Origin of the sequence: Falsiroseomonas sp. (assembly GCF_041690465.1) — a bacterium.
Taxonomy (GTDB): Bacteria; Pseudomonadota; Alphaproteobacteria; order Acetobacterales; family Acetobacteraceae; genus Falsiroseomonas.
Genome location: NZ_JAWLHG010000017.1, coordinates 83,851 through 102,841, shown reverse-complemented (window position 1 = coordinate 102,841; position 18,991 = coordinate 83,851). Strand labels below are relative to the sequence as shown.

Here is an 18,991-nt window from a genome sequence, read left to right as displayed (position 1 = left end):
AACGCGTCGTGCCAGAGGCACGCCTTCGGCATGGCGCGGCCTGCGGCCGCATGGCTGCGCGCCACGGGGCGCGGCGCCCATCCGGGCGCCCGGCCGGCTTTCGCCGGCCGGCAGCTCAGCCGGTCACAGTCACATCAAGCAGCCGGCGGCTGCTCCGGCGCAGCCTCGGCCGGCGGAGGCTCGGCAGCGGCCACCGGCGGCTCCGGCAGCGCTTCCTCGGGCAGTTCCTCCATCGCGCCGATATCGGCGCCGGAGGCCGACATCGCGCCGGCAATGCCATCCAGCACCGCGCCCGCGACGCTGTCGCAGTAGAGGTGGATGGCGCGGATCGCGTCGTCGTTGCCCGGGATCGGGAAGGCGATGCCGGCAGGATCGGCGTTGCTGTCCACCACGGCGATCACCGGGATGCCGAGCTTGTTGGCCTCCTCGATCGCCAGCTTCTCCTTCACCGTATCGATGACGAAGATGATGTCCGGCAGGCCACCCATGTCCTTGATGCCGCCGAGCGCGCGGTCCAGCTTCTCCTTCTCGCGCGTCAGCATCAGGACCTCCTTCTTGGTGAGGCCCGCGATGTTGCCGCCGAGTTGCTCCTCCATCTGCTTCAGGCGCTTGATGCTGCCCTGGATGGTTTTCCAGTTGGTCAGCATGCCGCCGAGCCAGCGGTGGTTGACGTAGTACTGGCCGCAGCGCTTGGCGCTTTCCGCCACGTAGTCGGCCGCCGCCTTCTTGGTGCCGACCATCAGCACGCGGCCGCCGCCGGCGACGACATCGCGGATGGCGCGCAGCGCGCGCTCCATCATCGGAACGGTCTGCTGCAGGTCCAGGATATGCACCTGGTTGCGCACGCCGAAGATGTACGGCGACATGCGCGGGTTCCACCGGCGCGTGTGGTGGCCGAAATGCACGCCGGCCTCGAGCAGGCCGCGCAGGGTGACGTCGGGCATCGCCATCGGGCGAGATTCCTCCAGCTTCCAGTGGTCCGGTTAGGCCTCCGCGATGCGAACCCCGTTGCCGGAGACCGAACCCTCCACCTTGGGCAAGGCAGGAAGGGTGCACCGCGTGCGAATTTGCCGCCGCGGGGTCACCCCTGCGCCGACGCGGCGGCATATGCCCCACGCCAGCCGCCGGCGCAAGCTTTGTGCGGCCTCGCGCAAGCGTTATCGTGCTCTGGCCCGCGAGAAAAGGATGGAGCGGGTCGGTCCGGCGGGTCTCTCCCGCCCTGGGTTCGTCAGGCGGCTTGCCGATGCAGCGCGGCATGGGCCGCGCCACCTTCCTGCCCAGGACGAAAGATCTCTCGCCGCTCCTCCGCCGCCATCCTTCTCTCGCGGACCCCGAATGCGCATCCTGGCCGTCAGCCCCACCCCGACACACCCCCAGGATGCCGGCAACCGCGCCCGCATCCACGCCCTCTTGTCGTCGCTGAAGGCCGCGGGCCACGCGATCCATCTCTGCCTGCTGGCCCGCGAGAATCCCTCCGCCGCCACGCTCGCCGCCATGCGCGAGGCCTGGGACGAGGTGATCGAGGTGCCGCACGACCGCGCCCGCGAAGCCCGCAGCCTGGGCGAGCTCAACGCCCTCGACGACTGGATCCTGCCGGAGGCGGAAGCCGCCTTCACCGCGCTCGCCGCACGCGAGCCCGGCTTCGACATGATCCTGGTGGAATACGTCTTCCTCAGCCGCGCCTTCGAGGTCTTCCCCCGCCACATCCCGCGCGTGCTGGACACCCACGACATCTTCGCCGGCCGCGCCGAACGGCTCGCGGCGCTCGGCCTGGAGAACCGCTTCTTCGCCACCACCGAAGCCGAGGAAAACCGCGGCCTCGACCGCGCCGACCTGGTACTCGCGATCCAGGCGGAGGAGGCGCGCGAGCTCGCTGGCCGCACCCGCGCGGTGGTCATGACGCTCGGCCACCTGCCCTGGGACGACCGCCCGCACTTGCCGCCGCGCGAGAGCCTCGGTCCGGTCGCACTCGGCTATCTCGGCAGCCCCAACCCGCTCAACACCCGCGCGCTCGGCCGCTTCCTCGCCGCGCTCGACCCCGCCGCGCTCGCCGTCGAGGGTGGCGAGGTCGTGGTGGCCGGCGCCGCCGCCCGTGACCTGGCCCCCAGCCCCGGCCTGCGCCCGATCGGGCCGGTGGCGGATGCCGATGCGCTCTATCGGCAGGCCGATCTGGTGGTGAACCCGCACGAGGGCGGCACCGGCCTCAAGATCAAGACGGTGGAGGCGCTGGCGCGCGGCCGGCCGGTGATCGGCACCGCCGAAGCCTTTGCCGGCCTGCCCGCCGAAGCCCCCTTCCACGCCGCCGCCGACGCCGCGGAGCTTGCCGGCATCGCCCGCGCCTGCGTCGCCGATCCCGAGCTGCGCGAAACGGTCGCGGCCGAATCGGCGCGGCTCGCGGCCCGCTACGCGGCGGAGGTGGCCGGCGCGCGCGCCACCCTCGCCTCCCCCGCCGCGCTCGCCCGGCTGCTCGACCGGCCGCGGATGCTGCTGGTGACCGACGTGCCCTTCTGGCAGGCACGCCTCGGCAACCACCAGCGTATCGCGGCCCTCGCAGGCGCGGCGCGCATGGAGATGGATCTCGACCTGTTCTACGCCGCCCCGCTCACGCCCGCCGAGTGCCGCGCCGCGCAGCGCGCGATCGGCCCGCGCGGCCGCGTCTTCGCCGCCGCGCCCTGCGCGCCCGCAGATATCCCTTGGGGCCTCACCCCGTTCGAGCGTGCCCGCTTCGATGGCGCGGTCTTCGCCGCCCTCGCCGCGCATCTCCGCCGCCACCCGCCGCATGCGATGCTGGTCGAGTATATCCGCCTCTCCTACCTGCGCCGCGCGACGCAGTTCCCCGCACCGCTGACGGTGCTCGACACCCATGACGTGATGTCGCTGCGCGCGCAGAACTTCCGCCATTTCGGTCGCGAGCACTTCATCCGCATCTCCACATCCGAGGAGCTGCAGATCCTCGACGCCTTCAACCTGGTCCTCGCCATCCAGCCGGAGGAGGCCGCCTGGCTGGATCGCCTGCTGCCCGGCCGCGTGATCCTCGCCCCGCATGCGCTGCCGGCCATCCCGCGTGCCTCCGGCGGGCCACGCGCGATCCCGCGCATCGGCTTTCTCGGCGGCGACAGCCCGATGAACCGCGACGGGCTGCTCTGGCTGCTGGATCAGGTCTGGCCGGCGATCGTGCCGCTCGGAGCCGAGCTGCACATCGCTGGCGGCGTCTGCCCGAGCGTCCCGCCCGGCCGCGAAGGTGTCGTCCTGCATGGCGAGGTCGCCGACCACCACGCATTCCTCGCCGGGCTGGACATCGCGGTGAACCCGGTCTTCTTCGGCGGCGGATTGAAGATCAAGACGGTGGAGTATCTCGCCCATGGCCTGCCGAGCGTGCTGACGGCCGAGGCGTTGTTCGGCATTGCCGGCGGCAACAAGCGGCTCACGTCCACCGGCTCCGAGACCGGCGCCTACGCCCTCGCCGCCGACCGCGCCGAGTTCGTCGCCGAGTTGGCCGCGCTGGTGCGGGACGCCGCTGCACGGGCGCGCATGGGCGCCGAGGCGCAGGCCTTCGCACGCCGCCACTTCGGCCCGCGCGCGCTCGATCCGGCGATGCGCGCGCTGGCCGGGCTGGCGCGCGGCGTCACGCGGCCCGAGCCGCTGTCCATCGTCGCATGATCGCGCCGAGGCGGCTGGCGCGGCTGCTCATCCTGCTGCCCTCCACCCGGTTCGGCGGGACCGAGCGCCACACGGCCGAACTCGCCGCGCGCCTCACCGCGCGCACCGGCATCGCCGTGGACCTCGCAGCCGAGCCTGCGCTGCATTCCGGCCTTGGCGAACGGCCGGGCGTCACCCTGCGCGCTGCCGCACTCGGCTGGGAGGGCGCGCCCGCCGGGCAGCAGGCGGCGGAAACCGCGCGCCTGCTCGCCGAATTGCGCCCCGACGCCGCCTTCGTGCCCCTCCCCTGGCCCGACGCCGCCTCCGGCATCCTGCCCGCGCTCGCCGCGGCCGGCCTGCCGCGCCTCGTCCTGCTGCACCTCGCCCCCGAGGCGCCGGCACCCGAAGCACCGCCAGCGCTCGGGCTGGAGCGTGCCATGATCGCCGCCGTCTCCGCCCCGCTGACACGCCGGGCCGAGCGCGCCTGGGGCCTCGAGCCCGGCACCGTCGCGCTGCTGCCCAACCCGGCCCCGCCGCCGCCCGTGATGGAGCGCCAGGCCGCACGCGCCCGGCTGCGCGACGCTCTCGGCCTGCCGCCCGATGCGAAGCTGCTGCTGTTCGTCGGCAGGCTGGAGGAGGCGAAGGGCGCCGACCTGCTGCCCGACATCTCGGACCGCCTGCCCGCCACACTTGCCTGCGCCGGCGATGGGCCGCTCCGCGGACTGCTGGAATCGCGCGCCATGGGCGACCCGCGTGGCCTGCTGCGGATGCTCGGCCCGGTGGCCGATCCCGCGCCCTGGTATCTCGCCGCCGATGCGCTGCTGCTGCCCTCGCGGCTGGAAGGCGCGCCGCTGGTGTTCCTGGAGGCGGCGGCGCATCGCTGCCCGGTGGTCGCCACCCCCGATGCGCTGGAAGCGCTCGGCGAGGCGGCGCCAGCGATGGCCTGCCTCGCCACCTCCCCGGATGGCCGCGGGATGGCCGAGGCGGCGGGCGCGGTGCTGGACGATCCGCGGCGCTTCGACGGCATGCTGGCCCGCGCGGCGGCCTTAGCGGCGCGACAGGATTGGGCGAAGACGGTGGAGACGGCGCTCGGCCTGCTGCGCGCCGCGGTGCTGCGGGCGGAGGAAAGCGCGGGATGATCGGCCTCAGGATCGGCGCGGCCGAACTCGTGGAGATGGAAGCCGGCGCACCCGCCGTGGTGCTGGCGCCCGGCATCCTGCTGCCGCACGCCCCGCCGCTGCTCGCGCTGACGCTCAAGGAAGGCGTGCTGGTTCGCCCCGGCGGCGAGACCGCGCGCAGCCTGCCGCTGCCTCCCTGGGCGAAACTCCTGGCGCTGGTCGGGCCGGAGGCGGCGGCCGAGCGGCTGCTGCCGCTGCTCCCGCCTGGCCTGCCGGTGCTGCCCGATGCGACCGCCCTGCTCGGCCGCCTCGCCGAGGTGCTGCGGGAGGCCCGCCGGAGCGCCGAGGCCGCGGCGGCCGAGCGCGACGGGCTGAAGCGTGCCCTCGCCGGCCAGGGTGCAGCGCTGCCGCGCCGGGTGATTGCCCTGCCGCCGGGCGCCGGCACCGAGCCGGCCGCCCCGCCGCTGACCCAGCCGCTCGGCCGCGCGGCCGAAGGGCTCTGCACTGTGGAACTGCATGTCGCGGCGCGGGCCGCATCGGGCCTGATCGTCCGGCTGCTGGCCGGCGCGCAGGTGATCGGCCTGTGGCGCGTGCCGGCCGCGGCACTCCTGCCTGGCTGGCTGGCGCTCGACCTGCCCGAGCCCGCCACCGCGACCGAGGACGCGATCCTGGAAGTTCTCGCCGAACCCGGCGCCGCGCCGCCGCAACTCTCGCCCAGCGCCGACCATCCGCGGGCGAGCCTCGCGCTGCGTGCCTGGACGGCGCCGCCCGGCTGGGCGGTGCTGCCGCGCCATTTCGACTGGGCCGCGAGCGGCACGCCGCGCCCTGCCCTGCCTCTGCCGCTGCCCGCCGCGCTGCTGTCCGAGGCGGTCACCGAGGGCGCGCGTGTCGAGCTGGTCGCCGCCGGCGCGGAGCCCGCCCGCCTGCTGCTGGAGCTCCCGCCTGGCGGCGAGGCGCGGCTCACCCTACCCGCCACGCCGATCGGCCCGGCCGACCTGCTGCGGCTGCGCCTGGTGCAGATCGGCGCCGCGGCTTCGCCCATCTCCGCCGCCATCGAGGTCACCGGCCTGGCGGGCGAGCGCGTGGCCAGCGGCTGGCGCGAACTCGACAGCTCCGGTGCGCTGGCCGTCGCGCTGCCGCTACCGCCCGGCCCGATGGCCACGCTGGCGCTGGCGCTGCGCCATCGCGGCAGCGCCCCAGCCCTGCTGGAGCTTTCCGGCATCGCGCTGCAGGCCGGCGCCGCCGGCGAGCCGCGCCGTCCGCCCCCGGCCGAGGCGAGTTCCGCCAGCCGCGCCGCCGTCATGCTGCCCGGCACATCGCCCGGCGTGCAGCCGGCCGGCTGGCGAGCCGCCCCGCCGGCGCCGCGGCTCTCCGCCGCCGGGCCCGGCGGCTCGCCCGCGCCCCCGAGCCTCGCGGCCCCGATTCAGGCCCCCCCGGGCGCCGCCGGCTTCCAGGAGGTCAAGGTCAACCAGCACCTGGTCAATGCCGAAGGCACCTACAGCCACCTCGACATCGGCGTGGCCGGGCTGGTTTCCGGCGGCGGGCTGTGGCGCCAGCTACGGCTCAAGCTGTTCGACCGGCGCGGGGCCGCCGGCCTGGAGTTCCGCGAGGCGAAGGGCTGGCCGCAGATGTTCGATGTCTGGCCAGTGGGCGGCAGCGACAATTACGGGCCCTTCTGGCGGCTCGACACCGAGGCCGCCGCCGCCGCCCTGCCAGCGCTCGCCACGCCACATGACCGCGCGCTCATCGCCGCGCTGCTGGACGTGCTGCCCGACCTCGCAGCAAAGGCGGCCGCCGCCGCCGGCCTCGCCGGCCCGGAGGCCGAACTCTGGGCCGCCCGCGCCCGCCGCGTGGCGCAGGCCGTCGCGGAGGTACGCGGGGTCCGCGCCGCCGGCTGAGCCACGCCGGAACCGCCCGGCTGAACCTTTCTCTCCCGCAACGCCTGGCATCGGCAGCCTTCCGCAACGAGCGGTTGTCCGGAACGCTTTGGCTCGGCGCGTCGTTGTGGTCGCGACGCCGCCGCCGGACGGCGGTCCAGCTTCGTTGCCAGGAGAGATCAGCAGCATGAGCGACCCAGCACATCCCACCACCCCCACCCCCACGCCCCCAAGCGTGAAGGCTGCCGGCGAGCCGCGGCGGGACGCCACCGAGGACCTGCGCGCCACCGCGCGCGAGACCCGTGCGGCGGCCGGCGAGGCCGCCTCGACCGTCTCGGCAGAGGCCTCGGCCGCTGCCGGCACGCTCAAGCGCGAAGGAGCCGCGCTGCTCGACACTGCGAAGGACCGTGCCGGGGAGATGGCGCGCGAAGGCGTCGAGGCCGGCGCGGAGCGCGCCAAGGGCCTGGCGCGCGCCATCCACCGCGCCGCCGACGATCTGGAGGGCGAGAGCCCGGAACTCGCCCGCACCATCCATGAGGCGGCCGGCGCCGTGGACGGCATGGCGCGCGCGCTGCGCGAACGCAGCCCCGGCGAGATGCTGCGCGGTGCGGAGGCCTTCGCGCGCCGCCAGCCGCTGGCCTTCTTCGGCGGCGCCGCGCTCGCCGGCTTCGCCCTGGCCCGCTTCGCCCGCGCATCCGCCGCCCACCACCACGAGACGCGCCACGCCCACCCGACCCACCAGGCGGCGCATGGCGAGATCCCGGGCACGCCGGTCGGCGGTGGCGTGACGACGAGCCCCGGCACCGCAACGGCCGGCAACGCGGGCACGACGTACCCGAACGCGGCGACACCGCGCGATCCGGTGACCGGCGCGCCGCGACCGGCAACGCTCGCCAGCGCATCGCTCGGCGGCAGCGCCGCCTATCGCCCGCCTGGCCAGGACAAGGTCTGAGGAGCCGCCCGATGTCCACGCAATATGATCCGAACCGCCACGAGCCCGTCACCGGCCGGCCCGTGAACGACGACGCCCGCACGGCCGACAACCGCAGCGTCGGCGACCTGCTGAGCGACATGGTGAACCAGCTCACCCAGCTGTTCCGAAAGGAGCTGCAGCTCGCCCGCGCCGAGATGGGCGAGAAGGCCTCCCAGGCCACCAGCTCGATCCCGGCCATGGCGGGTGGCGGCGCATTGGCCTTCGGTGGGCTGATCCTGCTGCTGATGGCCGCCGCCGCCGGCGTCGCCCGGCTGTTCGAGCTCTCCACCGGCTGGGGGCTGCTGATCATCGGCGTGCTCGCCGCGCTCATCGGCTACGCGCTGGTACGCAGCGGCATCTCGAAGCTGAAGGCAACCAACCTCACCCCGCAACGCACCGCCGAGCAGCTCTCGCGCGATGCCCAGGCCGCGAAGGAGCAGGTCCGATGAGCACGACGAACCCCGGAGACCGCTCGGCCGCAGAGATCGAGCGCGATGTCGAACGCACCCGCGCCCGCCTGACCGGCACCGTCGAGGAACTGAAGGACCGCGTCTCGCCCGGCCAGATGGCCGAGCAGGCGATGGACTGGCTGCGCAGCTCGGGCGGCCGGGACTTCCTCGGCAACCTCGGCGCGACGGTGCGCGACAACCCGATGCCGATCATGCTGGTGGCCGCCGGGATCGGCTGGCTGGCGCTGTCGGGCCGCAACGACGACCGCAACGACCGGCGCCGCGCCCGCCGCGGCATCGGCGACACCGGCCCGGTCGGCGCCTATCCCGGCGGCGACTACCCGGAGGATTACAGCGCCGAGTATGTCGGTGAGAGCTACCCGGCCGGCACCTATATCGCCACCGGCACCTCCACCGGCGAGCACCATCGCTCGCTCGGCGAGCGCGCCGGCGAGACGGCGGGCGGCGTGCGGGAGCGCGCCGAGGACCTGGCCGGCCGTGCCGGCGAGGCCGCGAGCGGTGCCTGGGAAAGCGCGACCGGCGCCGCGCGCTCGGTCACTGGCGGCGCGGCGGCGGCCGGCCGGGGCGCCGCGCGGCGCGCCGGCGATGCCTGGCATACCGCCTCCGACACCGCGGGCGACGCCGCCTACCGCGCGGCACGCCTCGGCAGGCGCACCAGCCGCAGCGTCGCCGAGGCGGTCGAATCGCAGCCCCTGTTGCTCGGCGCGATCGGCTTCGCCCTCGGTGCGGCGCTCGGCGGGCTGCTGCCACCGAGCGAGGCGGAGGACCGGCTGATGGGCGAGCGCCGCGACCGCATGGCCGGGCGACTCTCCTCGCTGGCCGGCGAGGCGTACGGCAAGGCGCGCGAGGCGGCGGGCGAGCAGGCCGAGCGCGCCGGCGAGCACCTGGGCGAGGCCTATGACCGCTCGCGCGAGCGCGTCGGCGGCGTCTCGCCGCAGCAGGGTGCGACGGCGCTCGGCGAGGTTGCGCGCGATCTGCGCCACGCCGTGGAGCGCACCGCCCAGGAGGCCGGCGAGGCGGCGCGGGAGGCAATGGGCAAGCCCGAAAGCGGCACCAGCAGCGGCTCCGGCAGCGGCTCCGGCACGAAGCCCGGCACCAGCACGGGCGCCGGCAGCGCCAAGCCGCCGACCAGCGGGACGCCCTCGACGGGCTCTCCCACGGCCCAGCCGTCCCGCCCGGGCGGGACGGTCTGACGCAGGCCGGGCGGCGCCGCGGCGGAGCCTATTTCCGGCGCGGCGCCGGGCCGGCCGCGGCCGGTGCCGGCGGCAGGTCTTCCTCCAGCACCGTGATGTGGACGGCGTAGGAAACCTCGCCCTCCTCGTCGTCACGGTGGATGGTGCCGATCACCTCCTCGTCCACCGCGAGCTCCACCGACATGCCCTTGCGCGCCGGTGGCACCAGCTTGATCTTTTCCGAGCCGAACAACCGACGCAGATAGGTCTGCACGCGAGTGATTTCGGTTGGTGTCATGCGTCGCTTGCTCCGGAATCTCGGCGCACCCTATGCACCCGGCCATCCCGCCGGTCGAGGGCGCGGGCAGTCAGGCCGCGGCTTCCTGCTCCCGCGCGGCAAGCCAGGCGTCAAGCGGGGTGGCGATGCGGTCCCATTCGGCGGCGATCGCAGCATGCACGCCGAGATCGAAGGCGTTCAACTCGGCGATGCGGGCACGCAGCGCCGGCTCCTCGAGCGCCTGCATCACCTCCGCCTTCTCGGCGGCCGCGCCCTCGTTGACGCGCTTGCGCGCCGCCGGGCGCGAGGGCCGGCCGGCCGTTAGCGCCGTCAGCGCCCGGTAGCCGAGCTCGTAGCGCTCCTGCAGGCCGATGAAGGCGAAGCGTTTGCCCAGCAGATCGAGGCCACCTGCGACATCGCCATCCGCCACCACCTTCGGCGGCAGCAGGTGGCGGGCGATGCGGTTGCGCTGACCCTTCAGCTCGACGAAGGCGGCGAAGTCCGGGATGCGCGCGCGCACCTCGGCGGCCAGCGGGTGCATCGGCGAGAGCTGGTAGAGATAGTCCGAGACCAGCCGCGCCACCGGCTCGCGCAGCATGGTGAACAGCCGCGTGCCGGGCACCGCATCGGAGATGCGCTTGACGTTGCGGAACTGCACATGGCCGGAGGCGATGCGGCACGGCGCCGCCGCCTGCGCCTCGAGGAACCGCTCGGTGACGATGTCGTAGCGCTCCGGCGCCGGGCGGGAGCGGTCGGTGTGGTCGATATGGATGCTGCGATAGGGCGGGATCAGGGCCGCCAGGTCCGCGGCCAGCGAACTGCCGGCGGTCTTCGGCACATGCACGAAGAGCCACAGCGGCGGCCGCGGGCCGGGTGCCAGCCAGGTGTCGAACCGGCCGGCGAAGAGGTGCCGGGTCGCCGTCATGCCAGCCGCTGGGCCAGCGCCTCGCGCATCTGCTGCCAGCGGGGGAAGAAGGCGTCGTAGATCGCAACGTCGAGCGGATTGGCGGCGCGGATGCGCTCGGCGACCTCGGCTGCGACCTGCCGCTCGGCCTCGTTCTCGGTGTTGACGTTCTCCCGCAGCTTCGGCCAGGAGGGGGTGCCGACCAGGGTGGTCAGGACCCGGAAGGAGATCGGGTACATCTCCTGCATGCCGACGAAGGCGTAGGTCCGCATCACGTAGTCCACGCACTCCGCCGCGTCGCCGGCTAGCAGGATGTCCGGCGGAACAAGGTGCTGCGCGATCTTGTTCCGCTCCGACTTCAGCTCGAGATAGGCGTCGAGGCTCGGCACCCTGGCGACGAACTCGGCATGCACGGGGTGCCGCGGCGACCGCTGGTAGCGGTAGTCGGAGATAACCCGGTGGACCGGGTCGCGCAGGAAGGTCACCAGCCGCGCCTTCGGGAAGCTGCCGCGGATGCGCAGCACGTGCCGGCCGAGGATGTGGCCGGAGCCGAAGCGGATCGGCGAGGCGCTAGCCTCGGCGATGAAGGCCTCCACCGCCTCGTCCATCCGCTCGTGGAAGCTGCGCGCCGTGTCGGTGTAGTCCACCGCGATGTTGATGTCGGGCTGCAGCAGCTTGGCGATCTCGCCACGCAAGGAGGTGCCGGCGGTCTTCGGGACATGCACGAAGACGCAGAGCTCGCCGCCGACCGCCGCTTCGCGGAAATACTCGTCAAGCCGCCCCGCGAAGAGCAACTCCATCATCATCGCGCGACCCGCTCCCGGGGCGAATCAACCATGGCGTGCAAGCCTCCCCGCCCTCGTCGCCTGCGATCTTCGCAGTTAGGTGGTCGTTCCCGTGTGACGGTCCCTATTCCTGTGCCCCGGCGCGCGTGGTGTTGCAAGACCGCGCCAAGGCAAGCGATCAAAAAAATAGCAATTGCCCATACAGCGCGATCATGCCTCGAGCAACCGCCGGACATGTGCCAGGACGACTTCCGCCGCCTGCTCCGGCGTCTGGCCGACGGTGTCGATTCGCAGTTCGGCATTCTCCGGGGCCTCGTAGGGGCTCGAGACGCCGGTGAAGTTCTGGATCGCCCCGCGCGCCGCCTTGGCATAGAGCCCCTTCGGGTCGCGCCGCATGCATTCCTCGATCGGGGTGTCCACGAACACCTCGACGAACTCGCCCGGTTCCATCAGTTCGCGCACCGTCCGCCGCTCGGCCCGGAAGGGCGAGATGAAGGAGCAGAGCACGATCAGGCCGGCATCGGTGAACAGCTTCGCCACCTCGCCGACGCGGCGGATGTTCTCCACCCGGTCCTGGTCGGTGAAGCCCAGGTCGCGGTTCAGCCCGTGGCGGAGGTTGTCGCCATCCAGCGAGTAGGTGTGCCGCCCCTCGCGGTGCAGCGCCTGCTCGACCAGCTTGGCGATGGTGGACTTGCCCGAGCCCGACAGGCCGGTGAACCACAGCACCAGCGGCTTCTGGTGGTCGAGCGCGGCGCGGGCGCTCTTGTCCACCAGGAATTCCTCGGTGTGGATGTTGGTCGCACGGCGCAGCGCGAAGCTGACCATGCCGGCGGCGGCGGTGCGGTTGGTGAACCGGTCCACCAGCACGAAGGCCCCGGTGGCGCGGTTCTCCGCATAGGAATCGAGCGGCACGCGGTTGGCCAGCGAGAGATTGCACACTGCGATCTCGTTCAGCTCCAGCCGCTTGGCCGGTTGCTGCTCCAGCGTGTTCACATCGACCCGGTGCTTGATCGTGGTGACCGAGGCGGCGGTCCAGAGGTTGCCGAAGCGGGCCAGGTACTGGCGGCCGGGCAGCATCGCCTCCTCGTCCATCCACAGCAGGTGCGCGGCGAACTGGTCGGCCACTTCCGGCCGGTCGGCGAGCGGGGCGAGCACGTCGCCGCGCGCCACGTCCACCTCATCGGCCAGGCAGATCGTCACCGCCTCGCCCGCCCCGGTGCTCTGCTGGTCGCCATCCGGGCCGAGGATGCGCGCCACCCGGCTCTGCCGGCCGGAAGCGGCGACGACGACGCCGTCGCCCACCGCGATGCGGCCCGATGCGACGGTGCCGGAGAAGCCGCGGAAATCCAGGTTCGGCCGGTTCACCCACTGCACCGGGAAGCGGAAGGGCTTGTCCTCCACCCCGTGCTCCACATCCGCGGATTCCAGGTGGGCGAGCAGCGTCGGGCCGCGGTACCACGGCGCATTGCCGCTGCGCTCGGTCACGTTGTCGCCGAACCGCGCGGAGACCGGGATCGGCACCAGCGAGGTGAAGCCGAGGCCGGAGGCGAAGGTCGCCCAGTCGCCGACGATGCGGTCGAAGGTCGCCTCGTCCCAGTTCGCCAGGTCCATCTTGTTCACCGCCAGCACCACGTGGCGGATGCCCAGCAGCGAGCAGATGAAGGTGTGCCGCCTTGTCTGCGTCAGCACGCCCTTGCGGGCGTCGCACAGGATGATGGCGAGGTCGGAGTTGGACGCCCCGGTCGCCATGTTCCGCGTGTACTGCTCATGGCCCGGCGTGTCGGCGACGATGAAGCTGCGCTTCGGGGTCGCGAAGAAGCGGTAGGCGACATCGATGGTGATGCCCTGCTGGCGCTCCGCCTCCAGCCCGTCAACCAGCAGCGCGAGATCGATGTCCTCGCCCACCGTGCCGTGCTTACGGCTGTCCTTCTCGATGGTGGCGAGGGTGTCCTCCATGATCTGGCGGGACTCGTAGAGCAGCCGCCCGATCAGGGTGGACTTGCCGTCGTCCACCGAACCACAGGTGAGGAAGCGAAGCAGGCCGCGCGCCGAATGGGCGCCGGCAGGGTGCATGTCCATGATCCCGCTATCCTCGAATCCGCCTGTCCTGCAGCACGGCCCCACCCCGGAAGCCACGCCCGACTTGAGATGCAGCCGCCGTCACACGCCTTCGCACGGGGTGCAACCGGCGCGCGGGTGCGCTATCCCATGGACCACCTCAGCGCTGCAAGGTGCCAGCGCCTCAAGAGCACCCTGGTGCCCTTCCCCTCGTGACCGCAGGAACGTTCCGCACGATGCAAGATGCCGCCGCGCTGCTCCCCCGCCTGGTCGCCATCGCCGCTGAGGCCGGGGCGCGCATCGTCGAGGTGCGGCAGCGCCCCCATTCGGTGGAGGCCAAGGCCGATGGCAGCCCGCTGACCGAGGCCGACCTGGCGGCCGAAGCGGTGATCGCCGCGGGCCTCGCCGCCGCCGCCCCCACCATCCCGGTGGTCTCGGAGGAGGACGCCGCCCGCGTCGCCCCGCCCGAAGGCGCGACCTTCCTCCTGGTGGACCCGCTCGACGGCACGCGGGAGTTCCTCGGCCCGACCGGCGAGTTCACCGTGAACATCGCCCTGATCGAGGCCGGCCGGCCCGTCTGCGGCGTGGTCTATGCGCCGGCGCTCGGCCGCATCTGGCAGGGAGCCGCCGGGCTTGGCGCGCAGGCCGGCGACCTGCCGGCCGGGGGCGACGCGGGTGCGATCGCCTGGCGGCCGGTCCGCGCCCGGCCGCGCCCCGCCGAGGCGCTGGTGGCGGTGGCCAGCCGCTCGCATCTCGACCCGCAGACCGAGGCCTTCCTCGCGGCGCTGCCGGTCGGCGAGCGCCGCTCGATCGGTTCCTCGCTGAAGTTCTGCCTGGTCGCGGAGGGCGAGGCGGATGTCTACCCGCGCCTCGCCCCCACCATGGAATGGGACACCGCTGCCGGCCAGGCGGTCCTGGAGGCCGCCGGTGGCCGCGTCACCACCCCGGAGGGTGCGCCCTTCCGCTACGGAAAGGCGGGCGCTGGCTTCCGCAACGGGCCGTTCGTCGCCTGGGGCGCGGAGTGATTGGCCTGGGGCGCGGCCTGACAGCTCCCACGCGGAACGACGCCGCGCAGGCCTCGCGGCAAGGTTGACAGGGGGCGCCAAACCACCGCTCTGTCGCCGTGGCGCGCTGCGCCCGGCGTGACGGGGGGCCGGGCGGCGCGTAGGGCGGGCGGAGGTCCTGGTGTTCGTCTATCTGGATGAATCTCTGCAGTTGGCGCTCGACTGCGTCGCAATGGTCACGCCGCGCCGGGGCATCGCCTATGGCTGGGCGATGACGCCGCGCGGCGTCGGCACGGAGCTCTCGGTCTCCGCTGGCGCCGAGGGCGATTGCGCGATCGAGCATTGCAGCTTCCATCCGCGCCCGGACGTGGTGCCCGCCGATCCGCGGCGTGCCGCGGTGAACGGCTTCACCCTGCTCTTCGACCTGCCGGAGGACCCGCGCGAGCTGGTCCTCACGCTCGCAGCCGGCGATGCGCTGCTGCGCGCCGACATGCGCGACCCGAGCATCGAGGCCAACCTCTTCAAGGCAACCGCCGAACGCAACTGGCGCGTCACCTTCGGGCTGATGCAGGAGAGCGCCGGCAATGCCGCGCTCGGCAGCCTGCTGCGCTACCAGGGCCGCCCCTTCGGCGCCTTCGCCGACTGGATGGCGCGGCTGCCCCTGGTGCGCGGGCGCGCCGAGAATTTCGGCCAGCTGGCCGAGGTGGAGGCGCTCACCGCCGCCTCCGGCGAGGTGCTGGTGATGCTGCGCGCCGCTGGCGCCGTCCCGCGCGAGGCGGAGATCGGCGCCGCCATCATCGGCTGGCTGCGCGGCGAGGCCGGTGCGCTGGCCGAGCCGGTGCTGCTGCCGCTGGCCGATTGGCACGGCACGCGGATGCCCGCCGCGCTCGGCGGCTATGGCCGGCTGGAGCCGGCGGTGCTCGACCGGCTGCAATCGGTCGAGGTGATCGTGCGGGCCGAGCTGCGCCCGGGCGAGGAGGTCTGGCTGCGCTGCCAGCCCGGCCCGGCCACCGTGCCGGACCTGCTCGACGCCGCGTGCCGAACCACCGCCGCCGCGCTCGCCCTGCCTGTCGAAGCCGCCGCCTCGGCCGGGCTCGAATTGCTGCGCCAGGTGCTGGCGCGTCGCGAGGCCGCCTTCTCGCCGATGCTCGGCGCACTCGCCGCCCATGGCGCGACGGCCGAGCCGGGTGCCGGCCGGCTGCCGCGGCTGGCGCTGATCCTCGGCGCCGACGACCCGATGGCCGGCCGCCTGTTCCACGTGACCGCCGCCGAGTTCGAACGCCGCTGCGACACCGTGCTGGTGATGGGCGCGGCCGCCGACGATGTCGCGCAGGCCTTCGCGCGGCGCGGCCTGGTGGAGGTGATGGTCGGCGTGGAGGCGACGCAGGCGCTGCGCGAGGCCGCGGGCCGCGCCGGCATCATCGCGGTGGACGCCGCCGCCTTCGCCGAGGCCGTGGCCGCCGGCACGCCGGAGCGTGCCTTCTCCCGCCCGCTCGATGCGGCCGAGGTGGCGCGGCTGCTGGCGCTGCATGCGGTGGCCGGCTGCGCGCCCGCGCTGACCGACAGCCTGCAGCGCCTGCTGCGCGCGCGTGGTGGAGGCCCGGCGGAGGCGCGCGGCGCGTCACACCGCGATGCCCGCTTCACGCCGGTGCAACGCGCCTGGGGCAACCGCCACGCCGCCGAGCTGGTGAATGCGCATCTGCAACGCCTCTGGTCGGCCGGCGCCGCGCCCGCCGCCCCGCACGCCATCCTGCCGGAGCCTGCCCTCCATGGCTGAGGTCCCCGCCGCCGACCGCAGCGTCTGCATCCTGGCCCATTCGCATCCCGATTTCTCGAAGGGCGGCGGCGAGATGGCGGCGCACCGGCAGTTCCTCGCCATGCGCGCCGCCGGCCGCCGGGCGGTGTTTGTCGGCGCCTGCGATGTCGGCACGCAATACGCGGCGCAGCGCCCGATCGAGCAGATCATCGAGCATGGCGAGGACGACTACGTCTTCGCCTTCGCCGGCATGGCGGAGGACCGGCTGGGCTGGGAGGATCCCTATCAGCGGCGGATGATGGTGGAGTTCCTCGCCGGGCTGCGCAGCGACGTCTACCACTTCCATCATTACTGGCGGCTCGGCGTGGACCTGATCCACGATCTGATGGAGGCGCGGCCGGACGCCACCTTCGTCATGACGCTGCACGAGATGCTGGCCATCTGCCTGCACCATGGACAGATGATCAAGACCCGCTCGCGCGAGCTCTGCCGGCGCGAGAGCCCGCTGAGCTGCCTGGCCTGCTTTCCGGACCAGACCCTGGAACGCTTCGCCTTCCGCAAGGCGACGCTGCTGACCATCATGCGGCGCTTCGACCACATCATCTACCCCAGCGAGTTCGTGCGCGCCCGCTACGAAGCCTGGGGTCTCAAGGGGCGGCCTTCCTCCGTGCTGGAGAACTACCTGGGCGACGAGCTGATGGCGACGCCGCGCATGCAGTGCGACGCAGAGCGCATGGCAGCGCGCTTCGGCTTCTTCGGCCAGCCGACACCCTTCAAGGGCCTCGACATCCTGCTGCGCGCGCTGCCGCTGGCGCTGCGCGAGGACCCCGGCATCACCGTCACCGTCTTCGGCGCCGAGCGGGAGGACGTGCTGCGCTTCTTCCCGGTGCTGGAGCCGGTCATTGAGGCATCCGGCCAGAGCCTCTCCTTCGCCGGCCGCTATGACCCGCTGGATGCGGTGGAGCTGATGCGCTCGGTCGGCTGGGCGGTGGTGCCCTCGATCTGGTGGGAGAACTCGCCGGTGGTGATCCAGGAAGCGCGCCGTGCCGGCACGCCGCTGATCGTCGCCGACATCGGCGGCATGGCGGAGAAGGTGGAGGCCGGCGTGGACGGCATGCATTTCAAGCGCGGCTCGCCGGTGGACCTGGCGCGCGCGATGCTGGATGCGGCGCATCCCGCCCGCCGCGCGGCCTACGGGGCCACGGTGCGCGACGTGATCGGGCTCAAGGAGTTCCTCGCCGGGCTGGATCTCGCCTTCGCGCCGCGCGGCACCGCAGCGGTGGCACAGGCCGCGGAGTAGCTAGTCGCCCGTGAAGAATGCGATTTCAGCGGGCGATGAGCCGCAGTGCCGGCATGAGAGCCGTGGGCGCGCTGATGGCGAGGAGGCTGAGGAGGAACGCAAGAAGCCGGATCAGCCAGGCGCGGAGGAGGCGGAGGTTGTGGCCGGCGGTGGCCAGGGTGACGTTGATGGCGTCGCCCGCAGCGCCAGCGAGGAAGTTGCGGCCTAGGAGCCTGTCCGAGAAAGCAGATTCGCGACAAAGGGCGACACAACCTTGCTCCTATAGCGTCTGTGAAAGTGAAGGCGGATACCGATGATAGCCTTCGCGTATCAAAATTGCTGACTGCGGCGTGGGCGGGGAATACTCGGACAGGCTCCTAGATGGCCGTCGGCCTTCATGTGGCCGATCACTGGCTCGATGCCGGCACGCCGTCTGATCTCGCGACGAATGGTCGGCGTGACGCCACGCTTCTGTCCGGAGAGGAAGACGCGCGCCTTGTCGGCGTCGTGCCCGCGATAGCCGCGGTCGACATAGGCGCGCTCGATGGGCAAGCCGGTGATGCGCTCGATCTGGGCGATCTGTTCGGCGAGCGTGTGGCCGTCGAAGGGATTGCCCGGCAGGGTGCGGGCGCCGAGCACGAACTGCCCACCCGGTGCTGGTCGGTTGGTGGTGGCGAGGGACACCTTGCACCCGAATTCGAAGCGTGTGCGTGCCTTGCCCTTGCCGATGCACTCCACCTCGGGGGCGTGCAGCGCGTAGATCTTCTCGCGACCGCGGTCATCGCGGCGCTGGCGCAGCAGGCGGGCGATGCGCTCGAGCGGCGCAGCGAAGGCGGCGCGCACCGCCTCGTCGGCGCCGGCGATCTTGCGGGCGATGTCGCGGGCAAGCCGGCCGAGCCAGGTGCGCATGCGCCGGACCACGCGCTCGGCCTCGCGGTGGCGGCCGCGATGGATCAGCTTTGCGACCTCGCGCCGGGCGCGGGTGGAGACGCGCACGTAGGACTGGCGCAGCGCGATGCTGTGCTGGCGTGCGAGGCGGCCGAGGATCTCGACGCCGCGATGCAGCAGTTTGCTGTCGGTCGGGTGCGTCACCGCCTTCGGCTGGACGGTGGTGTCGATGGTCACCCGCTGGAAGTGCTTCGGCTCGACGGCCCCGGTGCGCTCTGCGGCGGCGAGCGTCTCGGCGAGCAGCAGTTCGAGCCGCTCGGCACCGATGCGCTTGCGCCAGCGGGTCATCGAGGAGCGGTCGAGCGGCAGGGCGTGCTGGAAGTGGGCCTCGCCGCAGAACAGCTGGACATAGGGGCTGTCGAGGAAGCGGCTGCAGACGGCCTCGTCGGAGAGCCCGTCCATGTGCTTGATCAGGTGCAGGCCAACCATCAGCCGGGTCGGCAGCCCGGGCCGGCCGATGCCGTCGCGGTAGAGTGGGCCGAAGGCCTCGGCGAAGCGCTGCCAGTCGATCAGGCTGGCCAGGCGCACCAGCGGATGCTTCGAATCGACCAGGTTCACCAGGGCCGAAAGGAAGAGTTCGGGCTGCTCGGGCGGCGGCGATACGGGAGGCAACGGGGCGTGCTCCTGCGCGGCGACGCGCCGACAGAATCGCGCCGCTCGACCGGCGGCAACAGGGGCGCCGAATCGCAAGGTTTTCACCCGCTCCGGACAGCGACCTTGCAAACGCGAAT

14 protein-coding genes and 1 pseudogene are annotated in these 18,991 nt (G+C 73.1%); 9 read left to right on the top strand and 6 right to left on the bottom strand.

Annotated elements, in window-relative coordinates; all coding sequences use genetic code 11:
* Positions 1 to 134: 134 nt before the first annotated feature.
* Entirely contained in the window at positions 135 to 950 is an 816-nt protein-coding gene (gene rpsB, locus ACESM1_RS17310; protein WP_372622128.1) for a 30S ribosomal protein S2, read from the bottom strand.
* Positions 951 to 1,335: 385 nt separating this feature from the next.
* Here rpsB and ACESM1_RS17305 point away from each other — a divergent pair, with 385 nt between their 5' ends.
* From ACESM1_RS17305 to ACESM1_RS17280, 6 genes are all read left to right on the top strand, one after another.
* Positions 1,336 to 3,660, top strand: a complete 2,325-nt coding sequence (locus tag ACESM1_RS17305) for a glycosyltransferase (RefSeq protein ID WP_372622126.1) — start codon at positions 1,336 to 1,338, stop codon at positions 3,658 to 3,660.
* Positions 3,657 to 4,778, top strand: coding sequence for a glycosyltransferase family 4 protein (locus ACESM1_RS17300; RefSeq protein WP_372622124.1), 1,122 nt, complete (start codon positions 3,657 to 3,659; stop codon positions 4,776 to 4,778). The genes ACESM1_RS17305 and ACESM1_RS17300 overlap by 4 nt, the downstream gene beginning before the upstream one ends.
* The gene (locus ACESM1_RS17295; protein WP_372622123.1) at positions 4,775 to 6,655 is read left to right on the top strand and encodes a DUF6212 domain-containing protein; all 1,881 of its coding nucleotides are present in this window, start codon (positions 4,775 to 4,777) and stop codon (positions 6,653 to 6,655) included. The genes ACESM1_RS17300 and ACESM1_RS17295 overlap by 4 nt, the downstream gene beginning before the upstream one ends.
* Positions 6,656 to 6,821: 166 nt before the next feature.
* Complete coding sequence (locus ACESM1_RS17290; protein WP_372622121.1) at positions 6,822 to 7,586, top strand: hypothetical protein; 765 nt, start codon at positions 6,822 to 6,824, stop codon at positions 7,584 to 7,586.
* 11 nt (positions 7,587 to 7,597) lie between these two features.
* Positions 7,598 to 8,056, top strand: coding sequence for a phage holin family protein (locus ACESM1_RS17285; RefSeq protein WP_372622119.1), 459 nt, complete (start codon positions 7,598 to 7,600; stop codon positions 8,054 to 8,056).
* Positions 8,053 to 9,270, top strand: coding sequence for a DUF3618 domain-containing protein (locus ACESM1_RS17280; protein ID WP_372622118.1), 1,218 nt, complete (start codon positions 8,053 to 8,055; stop codon positions 9,268 to 9,270). The genes ACESM1_RS17285 and ACESM1_RS17280 overlap by 4 nt, the downstream gene beginning before the upstream one ends.
* 28 nt (positions 9,271 to 9,298) lie before the next feature.
* On the opposite strand, the gene ACESM1_RS17275 is transcribed toward ACESM1_RS17280, so the two are convergent.
* The 4 genes from ACESM1_RS17275 to cysN all read right to left on the bottom strand — a co-directional run bounded on the left by ACESM1_RS17275 (position 9,299) and on the right by cysN (position 13,294).
* Complete coding sequence (locus ACESM1_RS17275; protein WP_372622116.1) at positions 9,299 to 9,547, bottom strand: DUF3126 family protein; 249 nt, start codon at positions 9,545 to 9,547, stop codon at positions 9,299 to 9,301.
* Positions 9,548 to 9,617: 70 nt separating this feature from the next.
* Positions 9,618 to 10,451, bottom strand: a complete 834-nt coding sequence (locus ACESM1_RS17270; RefSeq protein ID WP_372622114.1) for a hypothetical protein — start codon at positions 10,449 to 10,451, stop codon at positions 9,618 to 9,620.
* Positions 10,448 to 11,236, bottom strand: a complete 789-nt coding sequence (locus ACESM1_RS17265; protein ID WP_372622112.1) for a hypothetical protein — start codon at positions 11,234 to 11,236, stop codon at positions 10,448 to 10,450. Before ACESM1_RS17265 ends, ACESM1_RS17270 begins: the two co-directional genes overlap by 4 nt.
* A gap of 189 nt (positions 11,237 to 11,425) precedes the next feature.
* A complete protein-coding gene (gene cysN / locus ACESM1_RS17260) occupies positions 11,426 to 13,294 on the bottom strand; it encodes a sulfate adenylyltransferase subunit CysN (RefSeq protein ID WP_411278372.1) in 1,869 nt (622 codons plus the stop codon).
* 215 nt (positions 13,295 to 13,509) lie between these two features.
* On the opposite strand from cysN, the gene cysQ reads away from it, so the two are divergent.
* The 3 genes from cysQ (at position 13,510) to ACESM1_RS17245 (ending at position 17,333) form a co-directional block, all read left to right on the top strand.
* A complete protein-coding gene (cysQ, locus tag ACESM1_RS17255) occupies positions 13,510 to 14,298 on the top strand; it encodes a 3'(2'),5'-bisphosphate nucleotidase CysQ (RefSeq protein ID WP_372622110.1) in 789 nt (262 codons plus the stop codon).
* Between the two features lie 160 nt (positions 14,299 to 14,458).
* On the top strand, positions 14,459 to 16,054 hold the full coding sequence (locus tag ACESM1_RS17250; protein WP_372622108.1) for a hypothetical protein: 1,596 nt from the start codon (positions 14,459 to 14,461) through the stop codon (positions 16,052 to 16,054).
* On the top strand, positions 16,047 to 17,333 hold the full coding sequence (locus ACESM1_RS17245; RefSeq protein WP_372622106.1) for a glycosyltransferase: 1,287 nt from the start codon (positions 16,047 to 16,049) through the stop codon (positions 17,331 to 17,333). Before ACESM1_RS17250 ends, ACESM1_RS17245 begins: the two co-directional genes overlap by 8 nt.
* A gap of 25 nt (positions 17,334 to 17,358) precedes the next feature.
* On the opposite strand, the pseudogene ACESM1_RS17240 reads toward ACESM1_RS17245, so the two are convergent.
* A pseudogene (locus ACESM1_RS17240) lies at positions 17,359 to 18,872 on the bottom strand (IS5 family transposase).
* Between the last annotated feature and the right edge of the window lie 119 nt (positions 18,873 to 18,991).